General features: G+C 67.8%; 15 protein-coding genes. 6 read left to right on the top strand and 9 right to left on the bottom strand.

Features of this window, described 5'->3' with window-relative positions; all coding sequences use genetic code 11:
• Nucleotides 1-469 precede the first annotated feature (469 nt).
• Nucleotides 470-826, top strand: a complete 357-nt coding sequence (locus B2Y21_RS06255; protein WP_292058031.1) for a hypothetical protein — start codon at nt 470-472, stop codon at nt 824-826.
• A gap of 4 nt (nt 827-830) precedes the next feature.
• Here the strand turns inward: B2Y21_RS06255 and B2Y21_RS06250 are convergent, their stop codons facing one another.
• The 3 genes from B2Y21_RS06250 to B2Y21_RS06240 all read right to left on the bottom strand — a co-directional run bounded on the left by B2Y21_RS06250 (nt 831) and on the right by B2Y21_RS06240 (nt 3,151).
• Nucleotides 831-1,166: a VOC family protein gene (locus B2Y21_RS06250; protein ID WP_292058029.1), complete on the bottom strand. Its 336-nt coding sequence runs from the start codon at nt 1,164-1,166 to the stop codon at nt 831-833.
• A gap of 231 nt (nt 1,167-1,397) precedes the next feature.
• A complete protein-coding gene (gene eco / locus B2Y21_RS06245) occupies nt 1,398-1,910 on the bottom strand; it encodes a serine protease inhibitor ecotin (protein ID WP_292058026.1) in 513 nt (170 codons plus the stop codon).
• Between the two features lie 50 nt (nt 1,911-1,960).
• Nucleotides 1,961-3,151 carry a thiolase family protein gene (locus tag B2Y21_RS06240; RefSeq protein WP_292058022.1) on the bottom strand — a complete coding sequence of 397 codons (1,191 nt, stop codon included), beginning with the start codon at nt 3,149-3,151 and terminating at the stop codon, nt 1,961-1,963.
• Nucleotides 3,152-3,242: 91 nt separating this feature from the next.
• On the opposite strand from B2Y21_RS06240, the gene B2Y21_RS06235 reads away from it, so the two are divergent.
• Nucleotides 3,243-4,148, top strand: a complete 906-nt coding sequence (locus B2Y21_RS06235) for an IPT/TIG domain-containing protein (RefSeq protein WP_292058020.1) — start codon at nt 3,243-3,245, stop codon at nt 4,146-4,148.
• On the opposite strand, the gene B2Y21_RS06230 is transcribed toward B2Y21_RS06235, so the two are convergent.
• Entirely contained in the window at nt 4,145-4,981 is an 837-nt protein-coding gene (locus tag B2Y21_RS06230) for an acyl-CoA thioesterase (protein ID WP_292058017.1), read from the bottom strand. The genes B2Y21_RS06235 and B2Y21_RS06230 overlap by 4 nt on opposite strands.
• A 164-nt stretch (nt 4,982-5,145) precedes the next feature.
• On the opposite strand from B2Y21_RS06230, the gene B2Y21_RS06225 reads away from it, so the two are divergent.
• Entirely contained in the window at nt 5,146-5,640 is a 495-nt protein-coding gene (locus tag B2Y21_RS06225; RefSeq protein WP_200167686.1) for a winged helix-turn-helix transcriptional regulator, read from the top strand.
• Between the two features lie 52 nt (nt 5,641-5,692).
• Nucleotides 5,693-7,522 (top strand): diguanylate cyclase, encoded by a 1,830-nt coding sequence (locus B2Y21_RS06220; protein ID WP_292058013.1) that lies wholly within the window; start codon nt 5,693-5,695, stop codon nt 7,520-7,522.
• Between the two features lie 9 nt (nt 7,523-7,531).
• Here B2Y21_RS06220 and B2Y21_RS06215 read toward each other — a convergent pair whose 3' ends face one another.
• Nucleotides 7,532-9,463 carry a S9 family peptidase gene (locus tag B2Y21_RS06215; RefSeq protein ID WP_292058011.1) on the bottom strand — a complete coding sequence of 644 codons (1,932 nt, stop codon included), beginning with the start codon at nt 9,461-9,463 and terminating at the stop codon, nt 7,532-7,534.
• A 167-nt stretch (nt 9,464-9,630) separates the two neighbouring features.
• On the opposite strand from B2Y21_RS06215, the gene B2Y21_RS06210 reads away from it, so the two are divergent.
• Together B2Y21_RS06210 and B2Y21_RS06205 are read left to right on the top strand one after the other, a co-directional pair.
• Nucleotides 9,631-10,326: a helix-turn-helix transcriptional regulator gene (locus tag B2Y21_RS06210; RefSeq protein WP_292058009.1), complete on the top strand. Its 696-nt coding sequence runs from the start codon at nt 9,631-9,633 to the stop codon at nt 10,324-10,326.
• Between the two features lie 70 nt (nt 10,327-10,396).
• Nucleotides 10,397-10,777 carry a VOC family protein gene (locus B2Y21_RS06205; protein WP_292058007.1) on the top strand — a complete coding sequence of 127 codons (381 nt, stop codon included), beginning with the start codon at nt 10,397-10,399 and terminating at the stop codon, nt 10,775-10,777.
• A 91-nt stretch (nt 10,778-10,868) separates the two neighbouring features.
• Here the strand turns inward: B2Y21_RS06205 and mnmA are convergent, their stop codons facing one another.
• The 4 genes from mnmA to B2Y21_RS06185 form a co-directional block, all read right to left on the bottom strand.
• The gene (gene mnmA / locus B2Y21_RS06200) at nt 10,869-12,101 is read right to left on the bottom strand and encodes a tRNA 2-thiouridine(34) synthase MnmA (RefSeq protein ID WP_409514778.1); all 1,233 of its coding nucleotides are present in this window, start codon (nt 12,099-12,101) and stop codon (nt 10,869-10,871) included.
• 110 nt (nt 12,102-12,211) lie between these two features.
• Nucleotides 12,212-12,496, bottom strand: a complete 285-nt coding sequence (locus B2Y21_RS06195) for a DUF1153 domain-containing protein (RefSeq protein ID WP_087139603.1) — start codon at nt 12,494-12,496, stop codon at nt 12,212-12,214.
• A 186-nt stretch (nt 12,497-12,682) separates the two neighbouring features.
• On the bottom strand, nt 12,683-14,140 hold the full coding sequence (gene flgE, locus B2Y21_RS06190) for a flagellar hook protein FlgE (protein WP_292058003.1): 1,458 nt from the start codon (nt 14,138-14,140) through the stop codon (nt 12,683-12,685).
• A 12-nt stretch (nt 14,141-14,152) separates the two neighbouring features.
• Complete coding sequence (locus tag B2Y21_RS06185) at nt 14,153-14,893, bottom strand: flagellar hook assembly protein FlgD (protein WP_292058000.1); 741 nt, start codon at nt 14,891-14,893, stop codon at nt 14,153-14,155.
• Nucleotides 14,894-14,994: the final 101 nt, after the last annotated feature.

The following is a 14,994-nucleotide window of genomic DNA, read 5'->3' as shown; positions in this document are numbered from 1 at the left end:
GGCGCCGCCCGCCGCCCAGCCGACACCCCAAACTGCGCGCCAGGCCGCGCCCCAGGTTGCACCGCAACCGGCTCGTTCTTCCGCGCCTCAGCCTACGCTGCAAGCGCGGGCGCAGCCGGCCTCGCCTCCGGCCGCTGTGCGCCAAGACCCTGCTGAAAGGGCTAGGATCGAGGAACTGACGCGCCGTCTGAACGGGGCGCCGTCCGCCCCGCAGACGCCGCCGTCGTCAACAACGTCGCAGACCGCTCGAACGCCTGATCAAGCCGCGCCCCAGGCAGCCCCCCAGACCGCATCTCGCCCGACGCCCCCGGCTGCAACTCAGGTCGCGCCGACGCCGCGTTCTCAGGCAACCCCCGTCCCGCGCCCGCAACCGCCGAAGATCGCAGGTCAGGCGCCGCTCGGAACCACTCGACCTCAGGCGGTTCTACCCGCTCCGCCGCCGTCGCCGTCCGCGCCGACGCCGCAAGGCTTGAGCGCCGCCGAACGCGCCGCCTTGCCGTTCATCATTGATCTGCCGCCGGGCTTCCAACTGGTCGAGGGCCGCGCGGTGCCGGGCGCCCATGTCTATTCCGCGCGCAAGGCGGGCAAGACCTATCTGATGATCTACGCCGGGCCGACGTCGCAGTTTCCCATCTATGACGGCGATCATGTGACGGTCGGCGGCCGCGTGTCGGTGGTGACGACCGAGGGGCAGCGCCGCATCGCCATGGAGCACCTGTTCCAGCGTTCGGCGGAGCCCGCCGAGATCCACGTCTGGGTGATGGCTCAGGACGGCGCCGACCGTGACGAGGCCGAGCGCATCGCTCAGACGGTGGATCCCAAATAGGGCCTTACTTCTCGGACCAGACGGCCAGTTCGTTTCCGGACGGGTCGCGGAAGTGGAAGCGCCGCCCGCCGGGGAAGGCGAAGATGGCGTGGGTGATCGCGCCGCCCGCCGCTTCGACCTTGGCCTGCATGGCTTCCAGATCGTGGGCGTAGAGGATGGGCAGGGGCTTGGGCGTCATGGCGTCGGGCGTGAAGCCGCCGTCCAGCCCCTCGCTGAACGCCGCATAGGCCGGGCCGTAGTCCTGGAAGCTCCAGCCGAACGCCTGGGCGTAAAAGGCCTTGTGCGCCGTCAGGTCGGTCGCGGGCAGTTCGAGATAGTCCAGCTTGCCGTCTTCGCGCATGACGAGTCTCCAGAGAAATGGCGGCGGACGCTTGCACGAAGACCGACTCTGCGCAAACCTGCAAATGGTTCGCAGATGCAGGAGTCGGCCCATGATCGTCCTGAGCGCCGGATGCGCTTCACTGGCCTCGCTGATGCAGCGGGATGCGGATGGACGACGCGGGCCTGATACAGAACGGGCGCCGACCGAATCCGACCGACGCCCGCGTCTGATTTCAAAGAACGGCGCGGATCAGCGCGCCGTCTGGGTCTCGCCCGCGCGCCACACGCGATAGCGCACCTCGACGTCCGAGGGCGTGTAGACCACCACCGGCAGGCGCGAGTTGTAGCGGATCAGCGGCTGCTCCTGCGTCGTCACGAAGGCTTCGCGCTCCGAACCGGGCGGGCAACCCATCAGGGTGCTGGCCCCGGCGCCTAGCGCGGGCAGGACATAGTAGTCGTAGCCCCAGCCTTGAGCCGTGCGGGTCTCCAGGCTGCCGCCGAAGAACTGGCGATTGCAGTCGACGGTCTTGGTCTTGCCGAGGATCAGTTCGACCTTCAGCGCGTCCTCGTCCGACTGGGCCGGCAGGTTGATGATGTGGCGGGTCTGGCCCGCCATCGCGGCCGGGAAGGCCTTGAGGTCGACGGACCCGGCCTGGCCGGTCGCGGAGTTGTTCTGGGTCATGACGCCTTCAGCCTGGGCGGTGGCGCAGGCGGTCAGGCTCAAGGCGGCGACGCCGGCGGCGAAGAGGGTAGGGAGTTTCAAGGGGGAGGTCTCCACAGTCAGTAAGCTTGACCGCCGACAACGCCGCAGGCTCAGACCAGTTCCACCGCTATGGCCACCGCCTCGCCGCCGCCGATGCACAGCGAGGCCACGCCCTTCTTGCCGCCGCGCGCCTGAAGCGCCGCCAGCAGGGTGGACAGGATGCGCGCGCCCGAGGCGCCGATCGGGTGGCCCAGCGCCGTGGCGCCGCCGTTGACGTTCAGCTTGGCGCGGTCGATGCCCAGTTCCTGCTGGGCGATCATGGCGACGACGGCGAAGGCCTCGTTGACCTCCCACAGGTCCACGTCCTCGACCGACCAGCCGGCCTTCTTCAGCGCCTTCTGCATGGCCGGGACGGGGGCGGTGGTGAACAGGGCCGGCTCGTGGGCGTGGGCGGCGTGGCTGACCACGCGGGCGACGATGGGCAGGCCCAGGGCCTTGGCCGTGCTTTCGCGCGTCATGACCATGGCGGCGGCGCCGTCGGAGATGGAGCTGGAGTTGGCGGCGGTGACGGCGCCGTCCTTGACGAAGGCGGGCTTCAGCGTCGGGATCTTGGCCGGGTCGGCCTTGCCGGGCTGTTCGTCCTCGCTGACCGTCACCGGGCCCTTGCGGGTGGCGACCTCGACCGGGACGATCTCGGCCTTGAAGGCGCCCGAGGCGATGGCGTTCTTGGCGCGGGTCAGACTTTCGATGGCGTATTCGTCCATCTGTTCGCGAGTGAACTGATACTGGGCCGCCGCGTCCTCGGCGAAGACGCCCATGGCCTTGCCGGGGGAATAGGCGTCTTCAAGGCCGTCCATCATCATGGAATCGACGATGACGTCGTGGCCGATGCGGGCGCCGCCGCGGTGTTTGTTCATCAGATAGGGGGCGCCGGTCATCGACTCCATGCCGCCCGCGACGATGACCTCGGCCGTGCCCGCCAGCAGGGCGTCGTGCGCCATCATGGCCGATTGCAGGCCCGAGCCGCACATCTTGTTCACCGTCGTCGCCTCGACATGCTTGCCGAGACCGGCGCCGATGGCGGCTTGACGCGCCGGGGCCTGGCCCAGACCGGCAGGCAGGACGCAGCCCATGAAGATCTGCTCGATCTTCTCCGGCGCGACGCCCGCGCGCTCGACGGCGGCCTTGACGGCGGCGGCGCCCAGGTCAGTGGCCTTGACCGGCGACAGCGCGCCCTGGAAGCCGCCCATCGGGGTGCGGGCGAAGGAGCAGATGACGACGGGATCATTGGCGACGGTCATGAGGGGGCATCCTGATGCAAACACTGTTACGGGCTAGATCGGGCGTCGTGTCGAATGACGCAAGCCGTAAACAGAGGAAGGCGAACGGAGATTGGTTGACCGTCGCTCGATGGCCGGTGGTATTAGGATTTGCCGCCAAATCGATTCGCTGAGCGTTGCCGAGGCGGGATCAGGAAACAGGTTCATGTCTCGTATCGTGTTAGGCGCCGTGCTGGCCTCCGCCTTTTTCGCCTGCGCAGCGCCGGTTATGGCTCAGAACGTGACCATGAGTGGTTCCTACGCTTCGCCGGGCGTGAATCCGGGCGGCGCCACACAGCTGAAGTTCGGGATCTACACTTCGGAGGTGGCGCCGGGGCCCATGAGCGGCGGAGCCTTCACCTATACGGTTCCTGCCGGACTGACCGCCACCGCTGTCACGCCGTCATCGTATTGCCCGGCTTCAGTCGATCTGACCGGCAATGTCCTGACAGTGAGCGGCATGAGCCAGCCTGTTTCCTTTATTTGTGAGATCGTGCTGGATTTGACGGCGGACAGCACGCTGACGACCTATCCGCTGGCGCCTGCCGTTCTGACCTATAACTGGCCTGTCGGCGGCAGTTTCCAGATGGTGGGCGGGCAGCACCCGACCCTGACGGTGACGCACGCTCCCGTTATCGCCAGCCTCTCGCCACCGTCAGGGCCGCTGGAGGGCGGGCAGAGCGTCGTCATCACCGGAACCAATTTCAACGGCGCGACCGCTGTGACCTTTGGCGGCGTTCCGGCCTGGTTCACCGTTGACAGCCCGACCCAGATCACGGCCATCGCCCCGCCCGGCGCTAAGGGACCGCAACCGGTTTCCGTGTCCGCTCTGGGCGGTCCCAGTCTCTCTTCGCCGAGCAGCAACTTCATCTATGCCGAGCCGGTTCCGACGCTGACGGAATGGGCCATGATCGCGCTAACCACCTTGCTGGCGGGATGCGGGGCGCTGTTCATCCAGCGTCGCCGTCGAGCGGCCTAGAGCAGCTTGCGGCGCTGGCGGGCCAGGGCCAGCGGGCGGCCGTCCGCGCCCCAGGCGATCGCCTCGTCCACCGACCAGCCCAGGCCGTGATCCAGCAGGCGGTATTCGAAGAAAACCCAGCCGTCGGGCGCGCTGTCCGGCGTCGGATCGGCCAGGAAGTCGCAGCGCAGGTCCACCGTCGTCATCATCGGCGGCGCCTTGAAGGCCGTCCAGGCGGGCGGATAGAGGGCGTCCAGCAGGTAGCACATCCGCAGCTCGTCCAGCGGCGCGCCGTCCTTCACCCGCATCCACACCCGCTCGACGACCGGCTTGCCCTCGTTGCCGCCCAGGATGTTGGGGCCGTTCTCGAAGCGATAGTCGACGTGCTGCGAGAAGCGCGGGGCCATCGGGCCGCTGATGCCCGGCGCGTCCTTGAGGCTGTCCAGCGAGGGCGGCGGCGCCAGCAGGGGCGTCAGGGGGGCGGGCGTCGCGCCGTCCGCGCCGTAGGTGGCGCTGGCGTGGTGGGTCAGCTTCGAACCTTGCCCGCCCTCAACCACGGCATAGGCGACGTTGCGGCCGCCGCGCAGCATCCGGGGGCGGAAGTGCAGGGACTGGCCGTAACGGGCTGCGGCCAGATACTGGACCGTCAGACTGCGCAGCGGCGCCTCGATCCCCAGGCCCTGGCGCATGGCCCCGGCGCACAGGGCCGCCAGCAGGCCGCCGAAGGGGAAGCCCGCCTCGGGCGGGGCGCTGATCGGGCCGTTCGAGAACTCGCCGGAAAGGTGGGCGGCCAGGACGCCGTCATCTTCGGACGTCAGGCGGAAGGCGGCGTGGATCAGGTCGGGTTCGGTCATGGCTCTCATCGAAAAGCGGAGGCGGAACCTGCGACGGCGCCGCCCCCGAGTCGAGGGATGGACACGGCCGGGGAGCGGTCATGTCAGTTGCAAATAGAAACTGACTGACTCCGTCGCGATTGGCAACCCTTGTCAAAAGCCTGACGCGAGGTCACTTTCTGCTGATGGGACGCACCGCCGACTATTCGCGCCAGAGCTGCTCGGTCGCCGCCACCCTCGAGGTGATCGGCGATCCGTGGACCATGCTGGTCATCCGCGACGCCTTCAACGGCGTCAGCCGCTTCGAGCAATGGCAGGAGCGGCTGGGCGTGGCGCGCAACGTCCTGGCCGCACGCCTGAAATCCTTGGTGCATCATGGGGTGCTGGAGCCGCGTCCCTATTCCCAGCGTCCGCCGCGCAACGAATATGTGCTGACGGCGAAGGGCAAGGATCTGTACGGCGTCCTCGTCACCCTGCACGCCTGGGGCGAGAAGCATGTCTATGGCGACGAACCGTCAGGCATCGTCCTGCGTCACAAGACCTGCGGGCACGATCTGAAGCCCCGCATCGCCTGCGGCTGCTGCAATGAGATGGTTCGCCCGCGCGAGGTGGAGGTGGTCTTCACCGAGAACCGCCCGACGGTCGGCGAGGTCATGCCGGCCAAGGACGAAGCGGCGTAAAACCCTCTGATCGATTCAACCTCCGTCAACCGTCGAAGGTTAACGGTGGGGCATGTTTCAGTCCCTGACGTCCAGGATCGCCGCCGTCAGCGCCCTGGTGGTGATCGCTTTACTGGTTCTTGTGGCCGCCCTGGCCGACGCTTCGCGGCAGACCCGCGAGAGCTTTCGCTGGGTGACGCACTCCGCCAAGGTCATCCAGGCGATGGAAGAGACCGTGGCCGGTCTGCGCGACGCGGAGTCGGGCCAGCGCGCCTATGTGCTGACGCGGAATCCGGCCTACGCTCAGTCCTTTGACACGCGGGTTTCGGACTCCTTGCGGGCGTTCGGCGAATTGGTGGAACTGACGCGGGACAACCCGTCACAACAGGAGCGGGTGCAGGCTCTGGGCGCGCAGCTTTCAGGCCGTATCGAACTGTTGCGTCAGCCTTTGACCCTGGCGCGGAGCGGGGATTTCGCTCGGGCCGAAGCCTTCATCGTCGAGGGGCGTGGATTCGATTCCATGAGCGCCTTCGTGCTGGCGGCGCGAGCGCTGCTGGACGAGGAGCGGGTGTTGCAGGCGCGTCGCGTCGAGGCGGCCGAGCAGCGGCTGGCGCGGGTGCGAGGCCTGGCCCTGATCGGCGGGCCGTTGATCGCCTTCTTCTCCCTGTCGGTGTCCTTCATGGTCATTCGCGGCATTCGCCAGCCGGTGCGCGTCATCACACGCGCCATGACCGGACTGGGCGCGGGCGATCTGAACCAGAGGATCGACGGCCGCATGGGCTCGCGCGAGTTCGACCGCCTGGCGCGCGGCTATAACGACATGGCGGACCGTCTGGCGACGGCGGCGACCGACCAGAGCCGCAGCGAGCGCGAACTGAAGCGCGTGCATGAGGAGCTGCTGTCCAGCGCCCAGACCCTGCGCGAGCGCGGCGAGGTGATCGAACTGCTGGGCGGCATGGCCCACCGGATGCAGGCGGCCCGCACGGATGACGAACTGGCTCAGGTCATCCACGCCTTCGTGCCGCGCGTGCTGCCGGGCTTGCCGGGCGCGCTCTACGCCTACAACAACTCGCGCAATCTTCTGGTCCCGCTGTCGGGCTGGGGCGGGCACGAGAGCGAGCAGGACGGCTTTGCGCCGGACCAGTGCTGGGCCCTGCGTCGGGGCCAGAGCCATTTCGTGTCCGAGCCGGGCGCGGACGTCGTCTGCGGCCATGTGGATCATATGGCGGCGCCCTATCACTGCGAGCCGCTGTTGGCGTCAGGCGAGGTGATCGGCGTCCTGCATCTGGATGGGCTGGTCGAGGCCGAGACGCAGTTCCGCCTCAACGTCCTGGCCGAGAACATCGCCTCGGCCATGGTCAATCAGAAGCTGCAGCGCGACCTGAAGGAGCAGACGATCCGCGATCCGCTGACCGGCCTGTTCAACCGTCGCTACATGGAGGAGGCGCTGGCGCTGGAGGTGGCGCGCGCCGCGCGTTCGGGCGCGCCCCTGTGCGTGGTCATGTGCGACGTGGACCATTTCAAGCGCTTCAACGACGAGTTCGGCCACGACGCGGGCGACGTGGTGCTGCAAGCCGTCGCCGCCGAACTGGGGCATCGGTTCCGCGACGGCGACATCGTCTGCCGCTACGGCGGCGAAGAGTTCATCATCATCGCGCCGGGCACCACGGCCGAGGCCTTGTCGCAACGGGTCGATACGGTTCGCCAGGCCATCGCCGGCATCGCCCTTCGACTGGGCAAGCAGCCGCTGGGCAGCAGCACCATGTCCTTCGGCGTCGCCGAATGGTCCAAGAGCATGGACCGTGACGGCGACGCCCTGGTGCAGGCGGCGGACGCGGCGCTGTACCGCGCCAAGCGGGAAGGCCGTAACCGGGTGGTCCTTCACGTCGAAGGGACCGCCTGACGAACGGCCTCAGTCCGCCTTGCGTACGTAGCGGTTCAGGAAGGCCAGATAGGCCTCCTGGGCGGTGATGCGATTGGCGCGACGCTGGAATCCGTGACCCTCGTCGGGGAAGACGACGTATTCGACCGGCACATTGTTGGCGCGGACCTTTTCGACCAGTTCGTCGCTCTCGACCTGCAGCACGCGCGGGTCGTTGGCGCCCTGCACCACCAGCAGGGGGCGGCGGATCTTGTCGGCGTGGAACAGGGGCGAGATGGCGCGGTGGCGCTCCGCATCGACCGCCGGGTCGCCCATCTCGTCGTATAGAGCCACGCGCTGGGCGCCCCACCAGGCGGGGATGGATTGCAGGGTCCGCACCCAGTTGGTCACGCCGAAGATGTCGATGCCGGCCTCGAACTTCTCCGGGTGGAAGGCCAGGGCCGCGGCGGTGATGTAGCCGCCGTAGGAGCCGCCCATGACCGCGACCTGATCGTCGGCCACCCAGTCCTGCGCCCGCAGCCAGTCGCCGCCGGCGACGATGTCGCGCAGGTCGGCCTCGCCGTGCTTCTTGTCGTCCATGTGGAAGAAGGTCTTGCCGTAGCCGGACGAGCCCCGGTTGTTGGCGCCCAGCACGGCATAGCCGTGATTGACCAGGTGCTGGACCATGGCGGAATAGCCGCGTCGCGTCTGGCCGCCCGGTCCGCCGTGGACCAGAACGACCGCCGGGGCCGGGTTGGCCGCCGAGGCGCCCTTGGGCCGATAGAGGACCGCCGGAACCATCACCCCGCCTTCGCCGGGATAGCGGACGATGGTCGCCTCGACCAGATCGTTCTCCTTGATGGCCGGGTTCAGGGCGTGGGTCAGCCGGCGCGCCTGGCCGGTCGACAGGTCGGCGACGAAGACGTCGGCGGGCGAGGTGTCGGACACCACGGTGAAGGCGGCCAGATCGGCGCCGGGATCGAAGCGGACGCCGGTGATGTCGCCCTGAGGCAGGCCGGTCAGGCGGATCGGGGCGCGGGTCTGAGAGTCCTCGATGGTCAGTTCGGTCGAGGCGTCGGCGTTGACCGCCGTGACGCGGTAGCGGCCGTTGGGCGAGAAGGCGACGTACATGACGTCCCAGTCGGCCTGGGTGGTGCGGTTGTGAGCCTTGTTGGCGATGTCATAGGCGTAGGCCTGACTGAACTCGCCGTCTTCATTGCTGGTGTAGATCAGGGTGGCGTTGAAGGGGCTGAAGCCGCTGACGTCATAGGCGACGTCGCCGGTGTGCGGGGTGATCAGATAAGGCTCGCCGCCCGCCTGAAGGTCGGCCAGATAGATGTCGGAGTTGGCGCTGGTGTGGGACTTGGTCAGGGCGACCAGACGACCGTCGCCCGAGACGGCCGCGACGTCCATGCCGGGGTTCTGGAACACCAGCTTCCGCTCATAGGTCACGGCGTCGTAGGCGTAGAGGTCAAAGACCTCGGCGTCGCGCTCGTTGCTGGTCAGCCAGAAGGTTTTGCCGTCGTCGCTGAAGCCGACGAAGCCGGCCTTCAGCTTGTCGCCCGGCGTCAGGTCGCGCAGCGTCCCGTCGGTTTCACGCACATAGATGTGGGTCAGCTCGTTGCCGCCCTGATCCGCCGCCACCAGAACCCGGCGGCCGTCGGGGAAGTAGCTCTGGGCGAAGGTGGCGTTGGCGGTTGAAGCGGTCAGCGGCACGGGCTCGCCGCCCGCGATTGGCAGGGCGTAGGCGTTGAACACCCCCGTCTTGTCCGATGAGATCAGGACGTGGCTGCGCCCCTGGGAAAAGGCCAGACCGTCCGGATTGGCCATCGAGAAGCTGGTCGTCTCAAAGAACTGGGCGGCCGTATAGGGCGCCGCGGCGGCTGACGCGGCCTGCGTCGGGGCGGCGGTTTCAGCCGTGGCGACGGCGGGGACGGCGGCGGCAAGCGCCAGGACGGAAACCATGCAGGCGAAGGAGCGCATTCGGAGCCTCATGAGGAGCGTGATGGTCGATAGAGGCTGCACCATGCGCGTATGGATGCGGTCTGTCGAAAAATTAAGTGATCGTCGTTACGCCGCGTGGCTGACTTTGATGCGAGGCGTCTTTCCATGCTGCCGTTTTCTGGCAGCAAGTCTGCTAAGCTTGCGGCGTGTCACGATCCGAACGCCTGCTTGATCTGCTGAACACCCTGCGGCGGCATCGTCGGCCGGTTAGCGGACGCGCGCTGGCGGCCGAGACGGGCGTTTCCCTGCGCACCCTTTATCGCGACATCGCCAGCTTGCAGGCGCAGGGGGCGACGATCGAGGGCGAGCCGGGCGTGGGCTATGTGCTGAAGCCTGGCTATCTGCTGCCGCCGTTGATGTTCACGCCGGAGGAGATCGAGGCCCTGGCCCTGGGTTCGCGCTGGGTGGCCGAGCGGGCGGATGCGCGATTGCGGGATGCGGCCTTGAGCGCCCAGGCGAGGATCGCGGCGGTGCTGCCGCCGGATCTGCGCGACGAGATGGAGGCCTCGGCCCTGTTCATCGGGCCGGGCGCGCCGATCCCCGCCGATGCGGTCGATCCGGCCCAGTTGCGCAAGGCGATCCGCATCGAGCGCAAGCTGAGGCTGAACTATCGCGACGAGGCGGGGACGGCTTCGGACCGGGTGGTCTGGCCCTTCGCCCTGGCCTTCTTCGACCGGGTGCGGCTGCTGATCGGATGGTGCGAGCTGCGCGGCGACTTCCGCAGTTTCCGCACCGACCGCATCGTCGAGGCCGAGGTGCTGGAGGCCCGCTATCCCACGCGCAAGGCCGTGCTGCTGAAGCGTTGGCACGAGACCTGCGACCATCAGGGACCGCCGCGATGATGCTGACAGAAATTGGCGGCAGGTCCGGCTAGGTTCCCCTTCTGTTCAGACAGGCGGAGGGGCCATGACCATGAGCGACGACATTCTGCTGAACGTGGCCGATCCGGGCGCCAGCGCGCGCTTCTACGCCGGGTTGCTGGACCGTCGTCCTGTGGAGGCGGGGCCGGACCATGCGGTCTTCTTGCTGGCGCCGGGGCGCACGCTCAGCCTGTGGCGCGGGCGAGGCGGGGCGCAGGTGGACGTCCGTATGGCCGCGCCCGCCGTGGTGGACCAACTGCACATCGACTGGTGGGACCGGGGCGCGCGCATCGTCCTGCCGCCGACTGATATGAACGGCGGCCACGGCTTCGTGGCGCGCGACCCGGACGGCAACTGCCTGAGGGTCTATGCGGCCCATCAGAACCGTCACCCTCGGGCTTGTCCCGAGGGCCCATGGCGGACGTGTGCGTGACCTGAGCGGCTGTCCGTGCGGCTGGCGAATTCAGCGAAAAGCGTGTCGCCGCGCTGGGCCCTCGGGACAAGCCCGAGGGTGACGATAGGGGTTAGACCGCCACGGCCTCTGTCGACTGGATGAAGCCGCCGCCCATCACGCGCTCGTCGTCGGCCGGGTCGTAGAGGACGCAGGCCTGGCCGGGGGCGACGCCTTCTTCGCCCTGATCGAAGACGACCTGCACGGCGCCGTCAATAAAAGCGAGGCGGGCGGAGGAGGGCTGGCGCGTTGAGCGGACGCGGGCCAGGACCGGGGCGCCGTCACGGGCGGCCTCTTCGATCGTGGCCTGGTCGCCCAGCCAATTGGTTTCCTCCAGCGTCAGGCGCGCGGTCAGCAGGGCTTCGCGCGGGCCGACGATGACGCGGCGGTTGTCAGGGTCCAGCTTGACCACGAACAACGGCTCGCCCACGGCGACGTTCAGCCCCCGGCGCTGGCCGATGGTGTAGTCGGTGATGCCCGAATGGCGGCCCAGCACCCGGCCGTCCATGTGGACGATGTCGCCCGCCTCACGCCCCTGCGGCCGCAGGCGATCGATCAGGGTGCGATAGTCGCCGGTCGGCACGAAACAGATGTCCTGACTGTCCGGCTTGGCGGCGATGCGCAGGCCCAGCGACGCGGCGACGCCGCGCACCTGGGGCTTTTCCAGATCGGCCAGGGGGAAGCGCAGATAGTCCAACTGATCCTGCGTCGTGGCGAACAGGAAGTAGGACTGGTCGCGCGAGTGATCGACCGCCTTCCTCATCTGCGAGCGGTTGCCGTGCGTGGCGCGGCGCACGTAATGGCCGGTGGCCATCGCCTCGGCGCCCAGGTCGCGGGCGACATCCAGCAGATCGCGGAACTTCACCGTCTGATTGCAGCGGATGCAGGGGACCGGCGTCTGGCCCTTCAGGTATGAATCCGCGAACTGGTCGATCACCGCGTCCTTGAAGCGGTTTTCATAGTCGAGGACGTAGTGCGGGATGCCGATCAGGTCGGCGGCCAGACGGGCGTCGTGAATGTCCTGACCGGCGCAGCAGGCGCCCTTCTTCTTCAGCGCCTCGCCGTGGTCGTAGAGTTGGAGCGTCACGCCGACCACGTCATAGCCCGCCTTGTGCAGCAGGGCGGCGACGACGGTGGAATCCACCCCGCCCGACATGGCGGCGACCACGCGCGCGCCCTGCGGCAGGCCGACGGCCTGTCGCACGCTCTCGATCGCGGCGTCCAGGTCGGCTTGCGACATGGGGGCGATGTCGGGAACGGGGCAGAGGATGTCGTCGGTCAGGGCGTCCATGGTCATCGCCGCCATTTAGGCCCTAAGGCGCGCGATTTCGAGGCCTGGTCCGAAACAAGGCGCGCCCCAATGAAAAAGACCGCCCCGTTCAGGAGCGGCCCATGATCATGCGTCCAGACGAAAGCCTAGTCGCGGTAGCTCTGGATGCGCGTGGTGCGCAGGCCCTGCATGCCCCATTTGTCGATGGCCTTCTGCCAGGCCAGGAACTCCTCGGCCGTCAGACGGTATTTGGCCAGGGCGTCCTCAAGGCTGATCAGGCCGCCGCGGACGGCCGCCACGACCTCGGCCTTGCGGCGGATGACCCAGCGGTTCGTGTCCGACGGGGGAAGATCCCGCAGGGTCAGGGGCGTGCCCGTCGGGCCGACCACGTACTGTTCGCCGTTACTGTTAAGGCGTCGCTCTTGCAGCATGGGCTTAAGCCTCTCTCACCACCACCATAGACGCACAGGCTAGGGCCCCGCCCGCTAAGGGGCGTTTAAGCGTCGTGGTGAAGGAATGGCTAAAACGCATCCGGCCGGTCCGGCGCGTTCTGCGCCGGCTAAAGGAAGGATTCATCGAGTCTAACGAGACCTTGCTCATGGATTCCCGTTGGCCGATCAGCGCTTAATGTTGATCAGCTCCGCCAGCATCTCGTCGGCGGTGGTGATGATCTTGGACGAGGCCGAATAAGCGCGCTGGGTGGTGATCAGGCCGGTGAACTCGGTCGACAGGTCGACGGTCGAGGCCTCCAGCTGTTGCGCGCCCAGCAGGCCCGCGCCGCCCGTGCCGGGCGCCTTCAGGTTGAAGGTGCCGGAGCTCTGGCTGACGCGGAAGGCGTTGCCGGACACTTCGCTCAGGCTGTCGGCGCTGGGGAAGGTGGCCAGGGCGACCTGGGCGATCTTGCGCATCACGCCGTTGTCGAAGATGGCGGTGACGAAGCCGGTCTCGTCGATCTTCACCTCGGTCAGGTTCCCGAAGGCCGTGCCGTTCGTATAGGTGGCCTGGACGATGGAGGTGCTGTCGTACTGCGTCAGGCCGCCCGCCGAGGCGTTCAGGTCGAAGGCGATGGTCTGGGACGCGATGCCCAGCAATGGATCCCAGCCGCCGTTCGGTGTGCTGCCGTCGGCGGGCGCCGTGCCGTCGGACGCCGACAGGCTGATGCTGGCGTTGGTGGGGTCGTCGAACAGGCCGCCGCCGATGCCGCCCGGGGCGCTCCACGCCTGCATGGCGGCGACGTCCAGACGGCCGTCCTGGGTGAAGGCGATGCGGCCGGATTTCAGCAGGCCGTCGGCGTTGGTCACCGTGCCTGCGGGCGCGCGGATCTCGGCGTACCACTCGTTGGCGTCCGCGCTCTTCAGGAAGGAGACGGTGATGTTGCGCTGACCGCCCTTGGAGTCGGACACCGGAATGGTGATCTCGAAGTCCGGCTTCACGCCCGTCGCCGGGTCGTTGGCGTACATCGACATGGAGTGGGTGGTCGGATCGTAGGCCGTGACGCCGGTGGGAAGCGGATTCTGAGCCGCTTCATTGACCGGCTGGCTGGACTTCAGATTGGCGTTCAGGCCGACGCGGGTGGTCGGTTCGGCCGCGCCGCCGACCGAGCCGACGTTGATGGTGCGCAGGCGGCTCATGTCAGAGGGGTCGCTGTTGACCACGCCGTCGGCGCTGACCGGCCAGCCCTGGAGATACAGGCCCGAGGTGTTCTGCAGATAGCCCAGGTCGTCGATCTTGAACGCCCCGGCGCGGGTGAACAGGCGCGCGTCCGACAGGGTCAGGTTCTCGGACTTTTCGGTGACGACAAAGAAGCCCTGGCCCGCGATGGCCAGATCGGTGCCCGAGGTGGTGCGCTGAAGCTGGCCTGCCTGGCTGATGAAGTGGCGGGCGGCGGCCTGAACGCCGCCGGCGGAATAGTTCACGCCCGCCGTCTGGGCGTTGACCACGGTCGCGAACTCGGTCGACGCGCGCTTGTAGCCGACCGTGTTCACGTTGGCGATGTTCTGCGAGATCGTCGAAAGGGCCGCGGCGTTGGCGGTCAGACCGGACACGCCGGCCATCATGGCGCCGTTGATGCTCATGTCTGGGGTTCCTTACGAGAGAAGATTGAAGGGGTTGAGTTTCGAGGCGAGGGCGCTGGCCGCGCCGGCGTCGTCCTCGGGTTTGACGGCGACCTTCTGTTCTTCCAGCGCGATCAGGCTGGACACCGGCATGATCGAGTTGCCGATGATGACGAAGGGCGTGTTGTCGTACATCTCGACGCCGGTGACGCGGCCGCGGATCAGCACCTGGCTGTCGACGGCCTTGCCTGCGCCGTCCTTGGCGACGACCTTCAGCGTATAGACGCCGCCGTCGTCGACCTGGCCGCCTCCGGTGGTCTTTCCGTCCCACTTGAAGTCGTGCATGCCGTTGGTCTTTTCGGGGGCCGGGCCGCTCCAGACCACCTTGCCCGAGGCGTCCAGCACCTGAAGCGTGGCGTCGGTCGCGTCGGCGGCGAGCTCATAGCTCCAGTTGGCCTCGCCGTCCTCGAAGCGGGTCGCGGCCCAGACGGCGGTGGCGTCCTTGCCGATATACTGCGCCGCGCCGGTCAGGCCGTCGCCCTGCTGGGCCTTCAGCAGGCCGGTCAGCAGGTCGTTGGTAAGCAACTGCTGCTCGACGCCCGCCATCTGGGTCAGTTGGGCGGTGAACTCGTTGGAATCCACCGGCGACAGCGGATCCTGGTTCTTCAACTGCGTGGTCAGCAGCGACAGGAAGGTCTGGAAGTTGGAGGCCAGCATCTGACCCCCGGCGTTCACCCGGCCCGCGGCGTTGTTGGAAGAGACGGCGTCAACCATCGATCAGACCTTCAGATCGACGCGGTCAGGCGTCAGGGAAAGGGACGTCCAGGCGCTGGGCGGCGGAACGACGGAATCGGCCTCGGCGGCCAGGCGGGCGG

This window comes from Brevundimonas sp. UBA5936 (genome assembly GCA_002430835.1).
GTDB lineage: Bacteria > Pseudomonadota > Alphaproteobacteria > Caulobacterales > Caulobacteraceae > Brevundimonas.
This window is presented reverse-complemented; position numbering and strand designations above follow the sequence as displayed.